Annotated in this window: 14 protein-coding genes; 10 read left to right on the forward strand and 4 right to left on the reverse strand. The window is 64.9% G+C overall.

All coding sequences use genetic code 11. The annotated features are described in order from the left end of the window. Positions 1-378: 378 nt before the first annotated feature. Positions 379-861, reverse strand: coding sequence for a hypothetical protein (locus F6X37_RS23600; RefSeq protein WP_187612947.1), 483 nt, complete (start codon positions 859-861; stop codon positions 379-381). Continuing rightward, positions 854-1,624: a hypothetical protein gene (locus tag F6X37_RS23605; RefSeq protein WP_187612948.1), complete on the reverse strand. Its 771-nt coding sequence runs from the start codon at positions 1,622-1,624 to the stop codon at positions 854-856. The genes F6X37_RS23600 and F6X37_RS23605 overlap by 8 nt, the downstream gene beginning before the upstream one ends. A 240-nt stretch (positions 1,625-1,864) precedes the next feature. Between F6X37_RS23605 and F6X37_RS23610 the strand changes: the two genes are divergently transcribed. Further along, on the forward strand, positions 1,865-2,368 hold the full coding sequence (locus F6X37_RS23610; protein ID WP_187612949.1) for a M48 family metallopeptidase: 504 nt from the start codon (positions 1,865-1,867) through the stop codon (positions 2,366-2,368). A 92-nt stretch (positions 2,369-2,460) separates the two neighbouring features. On the opposite strand, the gene F6X37_RS23620 is transcribed toward F6X37_RS23610, so the two are convergent. Beyond that, positions 2,461-4,794 carry an FdhF/YdeP family oxidoreductase gene (locus F6X37_RS23620; RefSeq protein ID WP_187612950.1) on the reverse strand — a complete coding sequence of 778 codons (2,334 nt, stop codon included), beginning with the start codon at positions 4,792-4,794 and terminating at the stop codon, positions 2,461-2,463. A 151-nt stretch (positions 4,795-4,945) separates the two neighbouring features. On the opposite strand from F6X37_RS23620, the gene F6X37_RS23625 reads away from it, so the two are divergent. The 9 genes from F6X37_RS23625 to F6X37_RS23665 all read left to right on the forward strand — a co-directional run bounded on the left by F6X37_RS23625 (position 4,946) and on the right by F6X37_RS23665 (position 13,650). After that, positions 4,946-6,367 (forward strand): PLP-dependent aminotransferase family protein, encoded by a 1,422-nt coding sequence (locus F6X37_RS23625; protein WP_187612951.1) that lies wholly within the window; start codon positions 4,946-4,948, stop codon positions 6,365-6,367. A 48-nt stretch (positions 6,368-6,415) separates the two neighbouring features. Next, positions 6,416-6,706, forward strand: a complete 291-nt coding sequence (locus tag F6X37_RS23630; RefSeq protein ID WP_187612952.1) for an ArsR family transcriptional regulator — start codon at positions 6,416-6,418, stop codon at positions 6,704-6,706. A 330-nt stretch (positions 6,707-7,036) separates the two neighbouring features. Beyond that, complete coding sequence (locus tag F6X37_RS23635) at positions 7,037-9,352, forward strand: putative bifunctional diguanylate cyclase/phosphodiesterase (RefSeq protein WP_187612953.1); 2,316 nt, start codon at positions 7,037-7,039, stop codon at positions 9,350-9,352. Positions 9,353-9,488: 136 nt separating this feature from the next. Next, complete coding sequence (locus tag F6X37_RS23640) at positions 9,489-9,677, forward strand: hypothetical protein (protein WP_062129896.1); 189 nt, start codon at positions 9,489-9,491, stop codon at positions 9,675-9,677. 167 nt (positions 9,678-9,844) lie between these two features. After that, complete coding sequence (locus tag F6X37_RS23645) at positions 9,845-11,242, forward strand: FAD-containing oxidoreductase (RefSeq protein ID WP_187612954.1); 1,398 nt, start codon at positions 9,845-9,847, stop codon at positions 11,240-11,242. 28 nt (positions 11,243-11,270) lie between these two features. Next, positions 11,271-11,624, forward strand: a complete 354-nt coding sequence (locus tag F6X37_RS23650; protein ID WP_187612955.1) for a cupin domain-containing protein — start codon at positions 11,271-11,273, stop codon at positions 11,622-11,624. A gap of 144 nt (positions 11,625-11,768) precedes the next feature. Then, the gene (locus F6X37_RS23655) at positions 11,769-12,344 is read left to right on the forward strand and encodes a TMEM175 family protein (RefSeq protein WP_184022166.1); all 576 of its coding nucleotides are present in this window, start codon (positions 11,769-11,771) and stop codon (positions 12,342-12,344) included. A 2-nt stretch (positions 12,345-12,346) separates the two neighbouring features. After that, positions 12,347-13,153, forward strand: a complete 807-nt coding sequence (locus tag F6X37_RS23660) for a hypothetical protein (protein ID WP_187612956.1) — start codon at positions 12,347-12,349, stop codon at positions 13,151-13,153. 8 nt (positions 13,154-13,161) lie between these two features. Then, positions 13,162-13,650: a metallophosphoesterase family protein gene (locus F6X37_RS23665; RefSeq protein ID WP_187612957.1), complete on the forward strand. Its 489-nt coding sequence runs from the start codon at positions 13,162-13,164 to the stop codon at positions 13,648-13,650. Positions 13,651-13,716: 66 nt separating this feature from the next. Here the strand turns inward: F6X37_RS23665 and proP are convergent, their stop codons facing one another. After that, complete coding sequence (proP, locus tag F6X37_RS23670) at positions 13,717-15,186, reverse strand: glycine betaine/L-proline transporter ProP (protein WP_090800879.1); 1,470 nt, start codon at positions 15,184-15,186, stop codon at positions 13,717-13,719. Positions 15,187-15,776 lie beyond the last annotated feature (590 nt).

Raw genomic sequence — 15,776 nt, forward strand, 5'->3', positions numbered from 1 at the left:
TGGAAGCACGCCAAGCATCACTGGCGCCGCTTCGTCACTTGGACCAAGGAAACCATCGATGCCGAGGTCAAAAAACTGCTCGACGGATTCGGCTCAGATTTTCAAATCAGATTTTCGTGAACACTTAGGAATGTGCCGATTTTTATGGGGAATCGTGCAATTGCAGGTGCAGGCGCCCGGCGCAGGGCATGGCATTCGACGCGTGACGCAGCCTCGTTGCAAAGGTGAATGATTGATAAATTCATCTTATCCGGAAGCGTGGGCGGCGCATGTCAGCGAAGGGCGGAGGGTTGATTCAGAGGTGCGGCCCATAACACTCACGCTGTGGCTTACAGGCCCGCACAAAAAAGCCGACCCGCGAGAGTCGGCCTTTGCGTATCAGTCGAAAGACTCAGGGGCGACCGCGCCCCCCTCAATCACCAGATGTGCTGCATCGTTGCCCGGCGCGAAGAAGCGCCAGTCCTCGTCATCTTCAACGCCGTCCGGGACCACCACAAGGCGATACCCTCGCGAGAACGAAACGACGATGCCGCCTGCGTCATCTGCCGATGCATCCTCGACCCTGATAGGCCCTTGCCCTACGAGTATTTCATGCAAGCGCCGGGCCGTGGCGTGCGCCTTTTCATCCGAGCCCCGCAGATCCTCTCTCGTCGCTACGGTGAAGCCCTCTCGTTCGAGCTGCCAGGCACATTGCACATGAAGCGCCCACGCTCCATCCTCCCGACTTCTTCCCCTAAGTGTGTACCGTCGCTGTGGGCCAAATTGCATAGTGACCATGTCTCCCGCATGGCTAACCCAGCTCACATCAAGCCCGACGAGCACAGCAAGCCGCCCCGCAATTTCTGTCCTTGTATCAATCATCACCACCTCCAAACATGTGCTGCCCCCGCTCCAACATTTCGTGATACCCGAGGCCTTGCTTACTGATATCGTCATGGAGTTGCCTAGCCTGATTTTTATTCAGCCCCAGCGCCTTTACAACAGCCTTGAACTGCTTGTTTTGCGCCTGATTGTTGCGAGGTGTTCCCTCACTACCCGCGACCTGCATGGCGTCCACATTAGGCATGTCCGGCTGATAGTCGAACGGCTGCGCATCGCCAGGCAGCGTTGATGCGCCTCCATCGCCAGCCCTGGTTGCGCGCGCAGCGGCCAACCGGGCTTGCGAGGTGGCCGGATCATACTGGACGGACAGAATGCGTTCGCCGTCCGGGTGACTGCCGGTCCTCGCTACGGGATTCCTCAACGGCGTGCTGCTGTAGGGTGACGGAAACAGGCCATTACGCGGGCCTTTGATGGCAAGCAAGTTGCCCCGGCGAACCTCTTCGAGAAGAGCAAGAATGACCCACCAGCCATCGGTGTCAGGGTTCCGGTCCCGTACACCATGAAAAAACAGCCAGTGACAGCCAATGAGATCCTTGACCAGCTTCCGGTCCTCCTGCCACGTCCTACCATTCAGTTGGGCAATGTCAAGAAATTCCCTGGTCTCTGCCTTGGCCCTCTGAAGGTCTGCGGTCTTGCCGAGGCACGCCTTGTAGTGCCATTCGTCGCAGATGACATAACGGGCACCCGGTGGCCGCTGGCAGAACAGCTCCACGGAGTGCATCTCAAATACGGACTGGGACATAGGTGTGTCGATGATCTATCTGAAGTCGCTGCCGGGGTTGACAGCAGTCAGATGAATACCTTGTGACAGGCAGTCCGTACATGGGCGACAGCCCAAAATCTCCGCGGCTTTCGATGAAACAGAAAAAAGCGCTTCACGAATCTTCGGTACTTCGAACGGAGCGGCATCCGGAAAATGCCCAACCTTGTCCATCAGCGCGACTATGCGTAACATCACCCCCGCCAACCTCACTCCGCCTTCATGTTCCCCCTCAAATACCTCACCGGCTACCCCGCACCGCTGCAAGACAAGGTGAGAAAGCTGATCGCCGCCGATCAGCTCGGCTCCTACGTCGCGCAGAAGTACCCGAGCACGCACGAGGTGCAAACCGACCGCGCGCTCTACGAGTACTGCGCGGAACTCAAACGCGAACACCTGCGCAGCGCGGATCAGATCGACAAGGTCACGTACGACAGCAAACTCGACGTGATGCGTCACGCGCTCGGCCTGCACACGAGCGTTTCGCGCGTGCAGGGCAGCAAGCTGAAAGCGAAGAAGGAAATCCGCATCGCGTCGTTATTCAAGGCCGCGGCGCCGGAGTTTCTGAAGATGATCGTCGTGCACGAACTCGCTCATCTGAAAGAAAGCGACCACAACAAAGCGTTCTATCGTCTGTGCGAGTTCATGCAGCCGGGTTACCAACAGATCGAATTCGATCTACGTCTGTATCTGACACATCGCGATCTGGCGAAGAAGACCGTGTGAGGTACGCCGCGCGGCGGGCGCGGCAGGCGCGACAGGCGCGACAGGCGCGACAGGCGCGACAGGCGCGACAGGCGCGACAAACGGAGCTGACTTCAAGCCGCCAGTTCCGCGGCATCCTCCACCATCGACGCCGTCAACAACACCGGAATCGACTTCGACGTCGGCGTACCCGCGCCATCGGCGACCGAGGAGAGCGGCACCAGCGGATTCGTCTCCGGATAATAAGCGCCGAGGCAGCCGCGCGGAATGTCGTACTCGACGAGCAGAAAACCGTCCACGCGTCGCTCGATGCCATCGGCCCACACGCTCGTGATATCGACGCGCTGACCAGCCGCGAACCCGAGCATCGCGAGATCGTCCTTGTTGGCGAACAGCACGCGCCGCTGTCCGTAGACGCCGCGATAGCGATCGTCGAGACCGTAAATCGTCGTGTTGTACTGATCATGTGAGCGGGTGGTCATCAGCGTCATCAGGCGTTCGCCATGTTGCTTCTTCGCCTGATGAATCGGCGTGTCGAGCGCGATCGCGTGGACGATGAACTGTGCCTTGCCGCTCGGCGTTTTCCAGATGCGATCGCGCGATGCGACGCCGAGATGGAAGCCGCCCGGCTTCTTCAGACGCTCGTTGTAGTCGTCGAAACCGTCGATCACCTTCGCGATGCCCTCGCGAATCAGCGCGTAGTCGGCCGCATGGGCGAGCCAGTCCACCTTGCCGCTGCCCAAACTCGCATGCGCCATGCGCGCGACGATCGCCACTTCGGAAAGCAGATTGTCCGACGCCGGCTTGTTCATCCCATACGAGATGTGCACCATGCTCATCGAATCCTCGACGCTGACGCCTTGTGCCACGCCGTTCTGAACATCGATCTCGGTGCGTCCGAGCGTCGGCAGGATCAGCGCGTCGCGGCCATGCACGAGGTGGCTGCGATTGAGCTTCGTCGTCACGTGCACGGTCAGATCGCATGCGCGCATCGCGTCCCACGTGCGCGGCGTGTCCGGCGTCGCGATCGAGAAATTGCCGCCCAGCCCGATGAATACCTTCACCTTGCCGTCGAGCATCGCCTGAATCGTGTTGACGACGTCGAGTCCGTGCTCGCGCGGCGGCGCGAAGTCGTAGGCTGCGCCGAGCTTGTCGAGAAACGCTTCAGTAGGCTTTTCTTCGATACCGACCGTGCGGTCGCCCTGCACGTTCGAGTGGCCGCGCACCGGGCACAGCCCCGCGCCGCGCCGGCCGATATTGCCGCGCATCATCATCAGATTCGACAGCAGCTGTACCGTCGCGACCGAGTTCTTGTGCTGCGTGAGACCCATGCCCCAGGTCGAAATCACCGCGCGGCCCTTCACGTAGATATCGGCGAGCTTCAGCACCTCGTCGAGCGGCACGCCTGCCTCGGCGACGATCGTGTCCCAGCGCTCGGCGCGCAGATCGTCGGCGAAGGCAGCGAAGCCGACTGTGTGCTGGGCGATGAAGCCGAAGTCGAGCACGCGCTCGAGGCCCGACACGAGCGCTTCGTCATCCAGTTCGAGCACGCGTTTGGCGACGCCCTTGATCAGCGCGAAATCGCCGCCGACCTTCGGACGGATGAATGCCGAGCTGATTTTCGTGCTGCCCATCGTCAGCATTTCGACCGGATGCTGCGGGCTCGCGAAGCGTTCGAGGCCGCGCTCCTTCAGCGGATTGATCGACACGATCGTGGCGCCGCGCTTCGCGCATTCGCGCAGCTCGCCGAGCATGCGCGGATGGTTGGTGGCCGGATTCTGGCCGAAGATCAGCAGCGTATCCGCGTGTTCGAAGTCATCGAGCGTGACCGTGCCCTTGCCGATGCCGACCGTGTGCGGCAGGCCACGGCTCGTCGCCTCGTGGCACATGTTCGAGCAATCGGGAAAATTGTTGGTGCCGTACATGCGCACGAACAGCTGGTACAGGAACGCGGCTTCGTTGCTCGCGCGGCCCGAGGTATAGAACGCGGCGCGGTCAGGATCGTCGAGACGCTTCAGATGGCTCGCGATCAGCGCGAATGCGTCGTCCCAGCCGATCGGCACATAGCGGTCGCGCGCGGCGTCGTAGACGAGCGGATCGGTCAGGCGGCCGTGCTGCTCGAGTTCGAAGTCGGATTGCGTCATCAGCTCCGTGACGCTGTGCCGCTCGAAGAACGCGGGCGTCACGCGCTTGCCGGTGGCCTCGGCGGCCACGGCCTTCACGCCGTTTTCGCAGAACTCGAATGTCGACGCGTGCTCGCGATCCGGCCACGCGCAGCCGGGGCAGTCGAAGCCGTCAGGCTGGTTCTGCTTGAGCAGCGTGCGGTAGTTGCCCCCCGCGACCTTTTCCTTGAGCAGGTTGATGGCGACATACTTCAGCGCGCCCCAGCCAGCGGCGGGGTGCTTGTACGGCTCGATGCGGGCTTCGGCTTGTGTTTCGTTCTTCATGACGTGGCGGTGGAAAGATTCGACAGGGTTTGCAGACCAATGCCGGAGATCGTACTGTGTTCCACAAACTACGTCGGATACAGAAAATCGGAAAGAATAGGAGTACAGTTGCGCAACGATGCCTGAAGCCGCCCGAATCCAGCCGAATCGCATGAAGCTCTACGAAAAACTCGCCGACGAAATCACCGAAGCCGTGCGCCGCGGCGTGTTCGCGGCCGGCGAGCGGGTTGCGTCGGTGCGTCAGGCGAGCCAGCAGCACGGCGTCAGCATCAAGACGGTGCTGCACGCGTATGCGCTGCTGGAAAGCCGCGGCATCGTCGAGAGCCGGCCGCAGTCGGGCTATTTCGTGCGCGATGCGGCCGCGCGGGCGCCCGCCGCGGCCCGCGCGGGCCGCAAGTCCGCGCCGCCGCCGGTGCCCGCGACGGTCGATGTGAGCCGGCTCGTGCTGTCGACGCTACGCAGCATCCGCGCGCACGACGCCGTGCCGTTCGGCTCGCCGTATCCCGATCCGTCGCTGTTCCCGTGGCGGCGCATCAACCAGTACGCCAACGCGATCGCGCGGCGGCACGCGAGCTGGAATCTGATCGACGATCTGCCGCCGGGCAACCCCGAGCTGATCCGGCAGATCGCGCGGCGCTATGCGGAAAACGGTCTGCCGGTCGATCCGGGCGAAATCGTGATCACGCTCGGCGCGACCGAGGCGATCAACCTGAGCCTGCAGGCGGTCGCCAAGCCGGGCGACACCGTCGCGGTCGAGTCGCCGACCTACTACGCGATGCTGCACGCCATCGAGCGCCTCGGCATGCGCGCGATCGAGGTGGCGACGCATCCGGTCGACGGCATCGACATCGACGCGCTCGCGAAGGCGATCGCGCGGCAGAAGATCGCCGCGTGCATGGTGATGCCGAATTTCCAGAATCCGCTCGGTTTCTGCATGTCCGACGAGCGCAAGCGGCAACTGGTCGAACTGCTGGCCGCGCACGAGATTCCGGCGATCGAGAACGATGTCTACCAGGAGCTGTATTTCGGCGACACGCGGCCGTCGACGCTGAAGACCTTCGACACCCAGGGGCTCGTGCTGCACTGTGCGTCGTTTTCGAAAAGCCTGACGGCGTCGTACCGGATCGGCTGGGCGCTGCCGGGGCGCTATCGCGCGCAGGTCGAGAAGCTCAAGTTCCTGAATACGCTGACGACGCCGTCGGTGCCCCAGATCGCGGTCGCCGATTATTTGCGTCAGGACGGCTACGACCGCCATCTGCGGCACCTGCGCCGCGTGTACCGGCAGCAGGCGAGCATCATGAGCGCGCTGGTGCTGCGCTTTTTCCCGGTCGGCACGCGCGTGTCGACGCCGCGGGGCGGCTACGTACTGTGGGTCGAGTTGCCCGTTGCGATCGATTCGATGCGGCTTTATCAGGCGGCGCTCGAACGCGGGATCACGGTCGGGCCGGGGATGATGTTTTCGACGCGCAACGATTTTCGGCACTTCATCCGGCTCAACTACAGCTATCCGTGGACCGCGCAGGCCGAAGCGGCGTTGAAGACGCTCGGTGAGCTGGCTACGGCGATGGCGTGACAGACGCTACGGCGATGCAAAACGACACATCACGACAGGTAGACCGACATGGATGACGACGACATCGACCCGCAACTCGCCGCGATACTGGCGCAGCTATGGCGCGCGCATCGCGAGACACCCTGGCGCGCGTGGTCGCTCGCGAAGCTGTCGAAGCAGGCCGGCGTGCCGATGAGCAGCTTGCGGCGGCAATTGACGGCGCTCTCGGGAAGCGGTCTCGCCGATACGATGTTCCACGACGATGGCACCGGAGCCGCGTCGCTGAGCGAAATCGGCGCGCAGCTTTGCGCGGAGCTGTTCGGCACGAGCGAGGGCGGCGAGCCGTCGGCCGCCGGCTGAGCGTCCCGGCGCAACTGCCGCCGGCGCGCAATTGCGCGTCATGCGCCGCCCCCGCCGCCGCGACCGGGCGCCGGGCATCCGCCGCCGAACCAAATGGGCCGTCGCAGTCTGCCGCGGCCGGCCCAGCGTCGAGCCGCTGCGGCGCCTGCGGGCCACGAACAGACGGCGCCCGCACTGCAGTCGCCCGTCGTACCGGCATCAACCGATGCTGGCACGCCACCCCGGAGCCGTCCGCACGCGATGCGTGGCAGATTTTCGCGCTGGACTTAGCGTAAACCCCGGTGTGCCGCGTACACTAACTTGCCGATGTTGGGTTTGGGGGGCGCAACTATGCTTTGCGAAGCAACATCACGTGGCACGACGACAGCTGCGCCGGAGGGCGCCCGCTACCGGCCGGAACGGGCCGAGGAGGTACTCGCGTCCGAGCGCAGCGTGTTGCGGCTGATCACCCGCAACACGCCGCTGCCCGAGCTGCTCGACGAAGTCTGCCGTCGCGCCGAGGCGCTGCTCGGCGACGGCGCGTGCTGCTCGATCCTGCTGCTCGACCCGGACGGCGTGCATGTGCGCGTCGGCGGCGCGCCGTCGCTGCCGCCCGCGTACAGCGCCGCGATCGAGGGCGCGGCGATCGGTCCGCGCGTCGGCTCGTGCGGCACGGCGATGTTCGAGCGGCGTCTGGTGATCGTCGACGACATCGAATCCGATCCGCTGTGGGAAAACTTCCGCGATTTCGCGTTGCCGCACGGCTTGCGCGCTTGCTGGTCCGTGCCCTTCGAAAACGACGCGGGCATCGTGCTCGGCGCGTTCGCCGTTTACTACCGCGCCACCCGCTGTCCGACCCCCGAGGAAGAGGCGATGCTGCGCGACATCGGCAGCAGCGTCGGCCTCGCAGTCCATCAGGACGCGATGGCGCAGCGCCTCGCGCATAGCGAGGAGCGTCACCGGCTGGTCGTCGATCATCTCAGCGAGGGCATCGTCGTGCAGTCGCGCACGGGCATCGTGCTCGCCTGCAATCCGAGTGCGCAGCGCATGCTGCACGTGACACCGGAGGTCGTCGGCAGCAGCATGCGGACCGTGATGACACGCGCGTTCGGCGAGGACGGCTCGGTCATCGGCGAAGTCAACCGTCCGGTCTCGCAGGTCTTTGCGACCGGCAAGCCGATGCTCGGCGTGACGGTCGGCCTCGAACTGATCGGCGGCGAGGTCGTGTGGATCACGCAGAACGTCGTGCCGATCCTGCGGCCCGGCGACAGCGAGCCGGACTCCGTGCTGATTTCGTTTTCCGACATCGGGCCGGTGCGCGAGGCGCAGCGCCAGCTGAAGTACCTCGCCACGCGCGATTCGCTGACCGGCCTCTACAACCGCGCCTACCTGACCGAGCGGATGCGCGACCTGTTCGCGCCGCGCGCCGCCGGCCACCATGACGGCGAACTCACCAGCGTCGCCGTGCTGTTCGTCGATCTCGACAGCTTCAAGAAGGTCAACGACACCGCCGGTCACGAAGCCGGCGACGCCTTGCTGTGCAGCGTCGCCGAACGGCTGTCGGCCTGCGTCGGGTGCGGCGACACGCTGGCGCGCGTCGGCGGCGACGAGTTCGTGATCGTCGCCAGTGCGTACGGCAATACCGGCGAGCTGATCGGCCTCGCGCACCGCATTCTGGACATGATCGCGGTACCGTTCGCGGTGGCGGGCAACGAGTACTACCTGGGCGCGTCGATCGGCATCAGCCTGTTTCCCGAAGACGGCCAGGACGTCGCGACGCTGATGCGCAACGCCGATTCGGCGATGTATCACGCGAAGCAGCGGGGCCGCAACAACTTCCAGTTCTTCACCGCCGAGCTGAACCAGCATCTGCAGCGGCGTTTCACGATCGAACAGTCGCTGCGGCGCGCGCTCGCGGCCAACGAGCTGAGCCTCGTGTACCAGCCGATCGTCGATAGCCAGAGCGGCCGCACGATCGGTGCGGAAGCACTGCTGCGCTGGTACAACAGCGAGCTCGGCAACGTGTCGCCGGGCGAATTCATTCCGGTCGCCGAGGATGCCGGGCTGATCGTCGAGATCGGCGACTGGGTGCTCGAGCACGCCTGCCAGCAGGTCGCGCAGTGGCGGCGCTCGCTCGCGCCGCATCTGGTCGTCGCGGTCAATCTGTCGCCGCGGCAGTTCAACGACGGGCTGCTCGAGCGCATCGAACGTTCTCTTGCGCAGTCCGGGCTCGAACCGGCCGCGCTCGAACTCGAGATCACCGAGCGGTTGCTGATGAGCGACAGCGATACCGTGCTGCCGATACTGAGCGCGCTGAACGCAATGGGCGTGCGCGTCTCGGTCGACGATTTCGGCACCGGTTATTCGTCGCTGTCGTACCTGAAGCGCTTTCCGCTGCATAACCTGAAGATCGACCGGTCGTTCGTCGCGGGGCTGCCCGATCATCGCGATTCGGTCGCGATCACCCAGGCGGTCGTCGCGATGGCGCACTCGCTCGGCATGAACGTGACCGCCGAGGGCGTCGAGACCGCCGAGCAGGCGGCGTTCCTGCGCGCGATCGATTGCGACAAGCAGCAGGGCTATCTGTACAGCCGGCCGGTCGGCGCGAGCGCGTATGCGCGCACGCTGTACGACGCGCAGTTGATCGGCATGGCGAAGGCGTCCTGACGCGATTGTTCAGATTGCCGAACAAGTGACTTCGCGTTGCCGCTATTTATCGGCGGCGACGCACTCCCTAAAATTCCCCCATCGAAACATTATTGGTGCGCGGTGCCGAAGCGGCGCCCCGCGTTTGGGGGTCGTGATGTCAGAGTTGATCAGAAACCAGCTTTACCGGCCAGCGGTCGTACTGCCGATGGTCGCGCTGATGCAGGTGATGGTGTCGCAGGACTTCAATCTCGGCCAGGTCGGCTGGGTGTTCGCGGCGCGCGGCGCGCAGGCCGCGCTGCAACGTTCGCGCGAGTTGATTTGCGCGGTTCATTGCCACGCCTGAGATTTCCCGCGCAGCATACGCAGTAATCCCAACTGATTGGCGCCGCCTCGCGCGGCGCGTGGGAAGACCGGCCGTCGCCAAAGCGCCCGCGCAATCAGACATGACATGGAAGCGCGTGGCACTAAGCGTAAGATGCTACGACCTGCACCCAGCCGGGGAGAGTTGCCATGCCACAGCACTTCGACGCAGTCGTGATCGGTACCGGACAAGGCGGTTCGCCGCTCGCCGTGCGCCTCGCTCAAAGCGGGCGCCGCACCGCGGTAATCGAACGCGCGGAGTTCGGCGGCACTTGCGTGAACGTCGGCTGCACGCCGACCAAATCCTATGTGGCGAGCGCCCGCGCGGCGCACGTTGCGCACCATGCGGCGGAGCTCGGCGTGCAGGTGGGTTCGGTCGGCGTCGATCTGGCGGCCGTGAAGGCGCGCAAGGACCGGATCATCGGAGAGTCGCGCAGCGGCGTCGAAAAATGGCTGCGCGGCACGGAAAACATCACGGTGTTCGACGGCCACGCGCGCTTCACCGGCGCGCGCACGCTCGCTATCTGCGGGCGCGACGGGGAATTGCTGAACGAGTTCAGCGCGTTCGAAATCTTCATCAACACCGGCACGCGCGCCGTCGTGCCGCCGCTCGAAGGCATCCAGCGGATTCCGTACTACACGAACTCGACGCTGCTCGAACTGACCGTGTTGCCGGATCATCTGGTGATCGTCGGCGGCAGTTATATCGCGCTCGAATTCGCGCAGGTGTTTCGCCGCTTCGGGAGCCGCGTCAGCGTGCTGGTGCGCGGCGAGCGCGTGTTGAACCGCGAGGATGCCGATTTCGCGGAGTCGGTGCAGAAGGTGCTCGCGCGCGAGGGCGTCGAGTTTCATTTCGGCGTGCAGCCGACGCGCGTCGAGCCGCATGCGCATCACGCGAACGACGTGTGCATCGGCTTCGAGCAGAACATCCCGGCCATGGAGGCGTCGCACCTGCTGTTGGCCACCGGCCGCCGGCCGAATACCGACGACCTCGGCCTCGACGTCGCCGGCATCGAGACCGACCGGCACGGCACGATCATCGTCGACGGCCAGTTGCGCACCAGCGTGCCGGGCGTTTGGGCGATCGGCGACGTGAACGGTCGCGGCGCGTTCACGCACACGTCCTACGACGACTACCGGATCGTCGCGGCGAACCTGCTCGACGGCGGCGCGCGCAGCGTCGACACGCGGATCATGACGTATGCGGTGTTCGTCGACCCGCCGCTCGCGCGCGTCGGCATGTCGGAGGAGGAGGTGCGCAACAGCGGCCGCGAAGCGCTGATCGCGACGATGCCGATGTCGCGCGTGGGCCGTGCGCGCGAGCGTGGCGAGACCGACGGCTTCATGAAGGCGCTCGTCGATGCGAACAGCAAACAGATACTCGGCGCGGCAATTCACGGCATCGAGGGCGACGAGGCGATCCATACGTTCGTCGACATCATGACGGCAGGCGCGCCGTATCCGACTTTGCAATACGCGATGCACGTGCATCCGACCATCAGCGAACTGGTGCCGACGCTGCTCGATGGGCTCAAGCCGATGCAATGAACTGCCTTGACGCTGGCGCGACACGCTGATGACAAGCTCGCTCAAACCCGCACGTAACAGCGGCAATCTTTTCGACCTCGTCGCGCAGTTGGGGACGACGCCCGAGGAGCAGGTCGACGCGCTCGTCGAGCGGGGCGGCGTGACGATCGAGCGGATCGTCTCGACCGGGCAGGCGAGTTCGCCCGGCTTCTGGTACGACAGCCCGCGCGCCGAATGGGTCGTGCTGCTCACCGGCGCGGCGATGCTCGAATTCGACGGCGACCCCGAGCCGCATCGGATGAAGCCCGGCGATCACGTGCTGATCGAGGCGCATTGCCGCCACCGCGTCGCATGGACGAGCGACACCGAGCCGAGCGTGTGGCTCGCCGTCCATTACCCGTGAGCCGCGGCGGATCGAGCCATCCGCGCGTCCGGCTCTCGCGCATCGACAAATCCTCACACCATCACCGATAATCGGCAGCGGCGCGGCCCGCGCGCAAGGCGAAGGCGGGCTGTGCGCCCCACCGCATTGATCTTCGGGACTCGCATGGGCAAGGGACGCGTCGAAGCCTTCAGCGATGGCGTAATCGCCATCATCATCACGATCATGGTGCTCGAACTGAAGGTGCCCGAAGGCCACGATCTCGCGGCGCTGCGCCCGGTCGTACCGGTGTTCTGCGCATACGTGCTGAGCTTCGTCTACGTCGGCATTTACTGGAACAATCACCATCACATGTTCCATGCGGTGCAGAAGGTCAACGGCAAGGTGTTGTGGGCGAACCTGCATCTGCTGTTCTGGCTATCCCTCTTGCCGGCCGTGACGCACTGGGTCGGCGAAAACCATCTGGCCGCGTGGCCGACCGCGATGTACGGCATCGTGCTGTTCATGGCGGCGATCGCGTATTTCATCCTGACGCGCACGCTGATTTCGCAGCATGGACACGACTCGACGCTGGCCAAAGCGCTCGGCAACGACTTCAAGGGCAAGGTCTCCGTCGTCATTTACCTGACCGGCATCGGGCTCGCGTTCGTCGTGCCGTGGGCGTCGGCCGTGCTGTACGCGCTCGCCGCCGCGTGGTGGTTCGTACCGGACCGTCGCATCGAACACGTGCTGGAGGCCTGAGCATGCTGCTCGCGCTGAAGCTCGTGCTGGTGCCGGCCTTTCTCGCCGCGCTGACGGCGGCCGCGCGCGTCTGGGGGCCGTCGGTCGCGGGATGGCTCGCGGGACTGCCGGTCGTCGCCGGACCGATCATGCTGCTGCTCGCAGTCGAGCGCGGGCCGGCGTTCGCGGCGCAGGCGTCGGCGGCGTCGGTTGCGGCGATCGCCGCATCCGAGGCATTCAATCTTGCTTACGGATGGAGCTGCCGACGCTTCGACTGGCCGCTCGCACTGGTCGCGGGCATGGCCGGCTGGCTCGGCGCGGGACTGCTGATCGTGCGGATGCCCGGCTCGCTTGGGTGGGCGCTGCCGGCGGCGTGCGCGGCCGTCGCGGTGTCGCAGAGCTGCTTGCCGCGCGCGACGGGCCATGTGCCGGCGGCACGCGTCGGGCGCGCGGATCTGGCCGTGCGGATGCTCGCGGGCGCATTGCTGACGCTCGCGGTGACGGCTGCCTCGGCATCGATGGGCGCGGCGTGGAGTGGCGTGGTGTCGGTGTTCCCGCTGCTCGGCATCGTGCTCGCGGTGTCGGCGCAGCGTGCGCATGGCGCGGACTTCGTGGCGCTCTTGATGCGCGGCATGGTGGTCGGGCGCGGCTCGTTCGCGGCGTTCTTCGCGGTGACGGCGATGCTGCTGCCGCAGTACGGTGTGGCGACGGGGTTTGCGTGCGCGGCGGTGGTGTCGGTCGTCGTGCAGGGGTTGACGCGGCGCATGCTGGCTGGGCAGCGCCGTGCCCAGGCGGCGGCGCGAGAGTTGGCGCAGCCGCAGACCGAGTGAGACTGCGCATGGCTTCACATCGCTCACCTTCGACCGCTACCCGCATCGGGCTCATCTCGGATACGCACAACCTCGTGCGTCCCGAAGCGTTGCGCTATCTCGACGGCTGCGACGCGATCATTCACGCGGGCGATATCTGCAACCCGGAGGTGCTCGACGCGCTCGCGCGGATCGCGCCGCTGATCGCGGTGCGCGGCAACAACGATACCGGTGACTGGGCCGCGTCTCTACCGACGCATGCGCGGCTGACGATCCAGCAGGTGACGATTCTGGTCGTGCACGACATCGCCGAGCTGGGCTGCGTGCCGCAGCACGATGGCATTCGCGTCGTGGTGAGCGGCCACTCGCACAAGCCGTCGATCGCCGAGCGCGACGGCGTGCTGTACGTCAATCCTGGCAGCGCGGGGCCGCGGCGCTTCAGGCTGCCGGTGTGCGCGGGCACGCTGACCGTCGAAGGCGCGCAGGTTGGCGCGACGTTCGATTCGCTGTTGACGTAAAAAAGCGGGCCGGCGAATGTCGCCGGCCCGCTTCAGAAACTACGCCTGACGTGATGACTGCGCAGGTCAGGCACGCGCGGTCGCAGCCGCCGCGAACCGTTCATCCATCTCCTCGGCCTCGCGCTCACCGCGCAGCACCGCGTGCGCTTCAGCGCGCGTCGCGACGCACGGACCCGAGCCGAGCAGCGGCTTGCGCGCGGTTTCGCGCAGCGCGAGCACCGACACGATGCCGATCAGCGATGCGCCCATCAAGTAGTACGCGGGCATCATCAGATTGCCGGTCCGGTCGACGAGCCATGCGGTCACGAGCGGCGTCGTGCCGCCGAACAGCGACACCGAGATATTGAAGCCGATCGCGAGCGCGCCGTAGCGGATCCGGGTCGGGAACAGCGCCGGCAGCGCCGACGGCATCACCCCGGTGAAGCACGACAGCAGCACGCCGAGAATCATCAGACCGCCGAACACCGGCAGCACCGTGCCCATCCGAATCAGCAGCAGCGCGGGAATCGACAGCGCGAACAGACCGACGCAGCCGAGCAGCATCACGGGCTTGCGGCCGATCGCATCGGACAGACGGCCGGCGGCGAGCGTCATCGGCATCATCAGGATCATCACGAGCAGCACGAGGAACAGACCGTGCGTTTCGTTGAAGTGCAGCGTGGCGGACAGATAGCTCGGCAGATACGACAGCGCCATATAGTCGGTCACGTTGAAAATCAGCACGAGGCCGACACACAGCAGCAGCGGCTTCCACTGCTGCACGAGCAGCTGGCGCAACGACTGGCTGGGCAGCGCGCGGTCCTCGGCTTCGCGCTCTTCGGCCTGTTTCTTGAACGCGGGCGTTTCCTCGAGCTTCATGCGGATGTAGAGACCCACCAGGCCGAGCGGTCCGGCGATCAGGAACGGTACGCGCCAGCCCCAGGACAGCAGCGCGTCGTTCGACAGCGTCGCCGTCAGCAGCGCGACCGTGCCCGCGCCGAGCACGTAGCCGATCAGCGTGCCGAACTCGAGAAAGCTGCCCATGAAGCCGCGGCGCTTGTCGGTCGAGAATTCGGCGATGAAGGTCGCGGCGCCGCCGTATTCGCCGCCGGTCGAGAAGCCCTGCACGAGGCGCGCAAGCAGCAACAGCGCCGGCGCGAGAATGCCGATCGTCGCGTAGTTGGGGATCAGGCCGATCGCGAAGGTGCCCGCGGCCATCATGATCATCGTCATTGCCAGCACGCGCTGACGGCCGATGCGGTCGCCGAGCGGCCCGAATACCATGCCGCCGATCGGCCGCACGAGAAACGCCGCGGCAAACGTGCCGAAGGTCGCAATGAGTTGCGCCGAAGGGCTCGACGAGGGGAAGAACACCTTGCCGAGCGTGACCGCGATGTAGCTGTATACGCCGAAATCGAACCATTCCATCGCGTTGCCGAGCGCCATGGCGCCGACGGCCCGTTTCAGGAGGGAGTGATCGACGACGGTGATGTCGTCGAGGGAAAGACGCTGTTCCGGTTTGTGATGTCGCCAGAAGCCGTTGCTGGAAGCGGTCAAGGTTGAAACTCCAATGACTGCGACGAAACTCGTGATGCGTTCCGCCACGGTTTTGCTGGGAAGTGTAATTTCGTGAGCAAGGCGAGGCTATTCGCGGCACCGGTTATCCGGCGGCGCAACGGATGGCGAAAAAAAGCAAACGCCCGTGCCTCGCGGTAAGTTCGCGAAAAAACACTCGACTAGATTGTGCTGACTGTTGCACCTGCGTGGCCGTGGAAGGGGGGCAGATGCATGAGGGACGCGGGGCTGGCGGGAAACTGACCCATGCGCCACTGAAGGCTTGAAACGAAAAAGGCCGGTCTTGAATTTTCCGCTTTAGGCGGGGAAACGACCGACGAGCCTTCTTGTTTAAAAACAGTTCAATTCAGGATGGCGCGTGCGCGGAAAAACACACGATGAACCAACTTGAAAGAACACGAATGAAGGTGAATTGCTGCTGAAACGAGGGCACATGTTAGCACGATGCCAGAGGATCATGCAAATCGGCGGTGCGAGGCAGAGCCCCCAATGGGACTCGATCCGTTGCGGGACGGGAGATCTGGCGGGGTCGGAACGGCCCTGAAAAACGGACCGCTTAGAACATTGGCGAG

This window comes from Paraburkholderia sp. 31.1, assembly GCF_014397645.1.
Classification (GTDB): domain Bacteria; phylum Pseudomonadota; class Gammaproteobacteria; order Burkholderiales; family Burkholderiaceae; genus Paraburkholderia; species Paraburkholderia tuberum.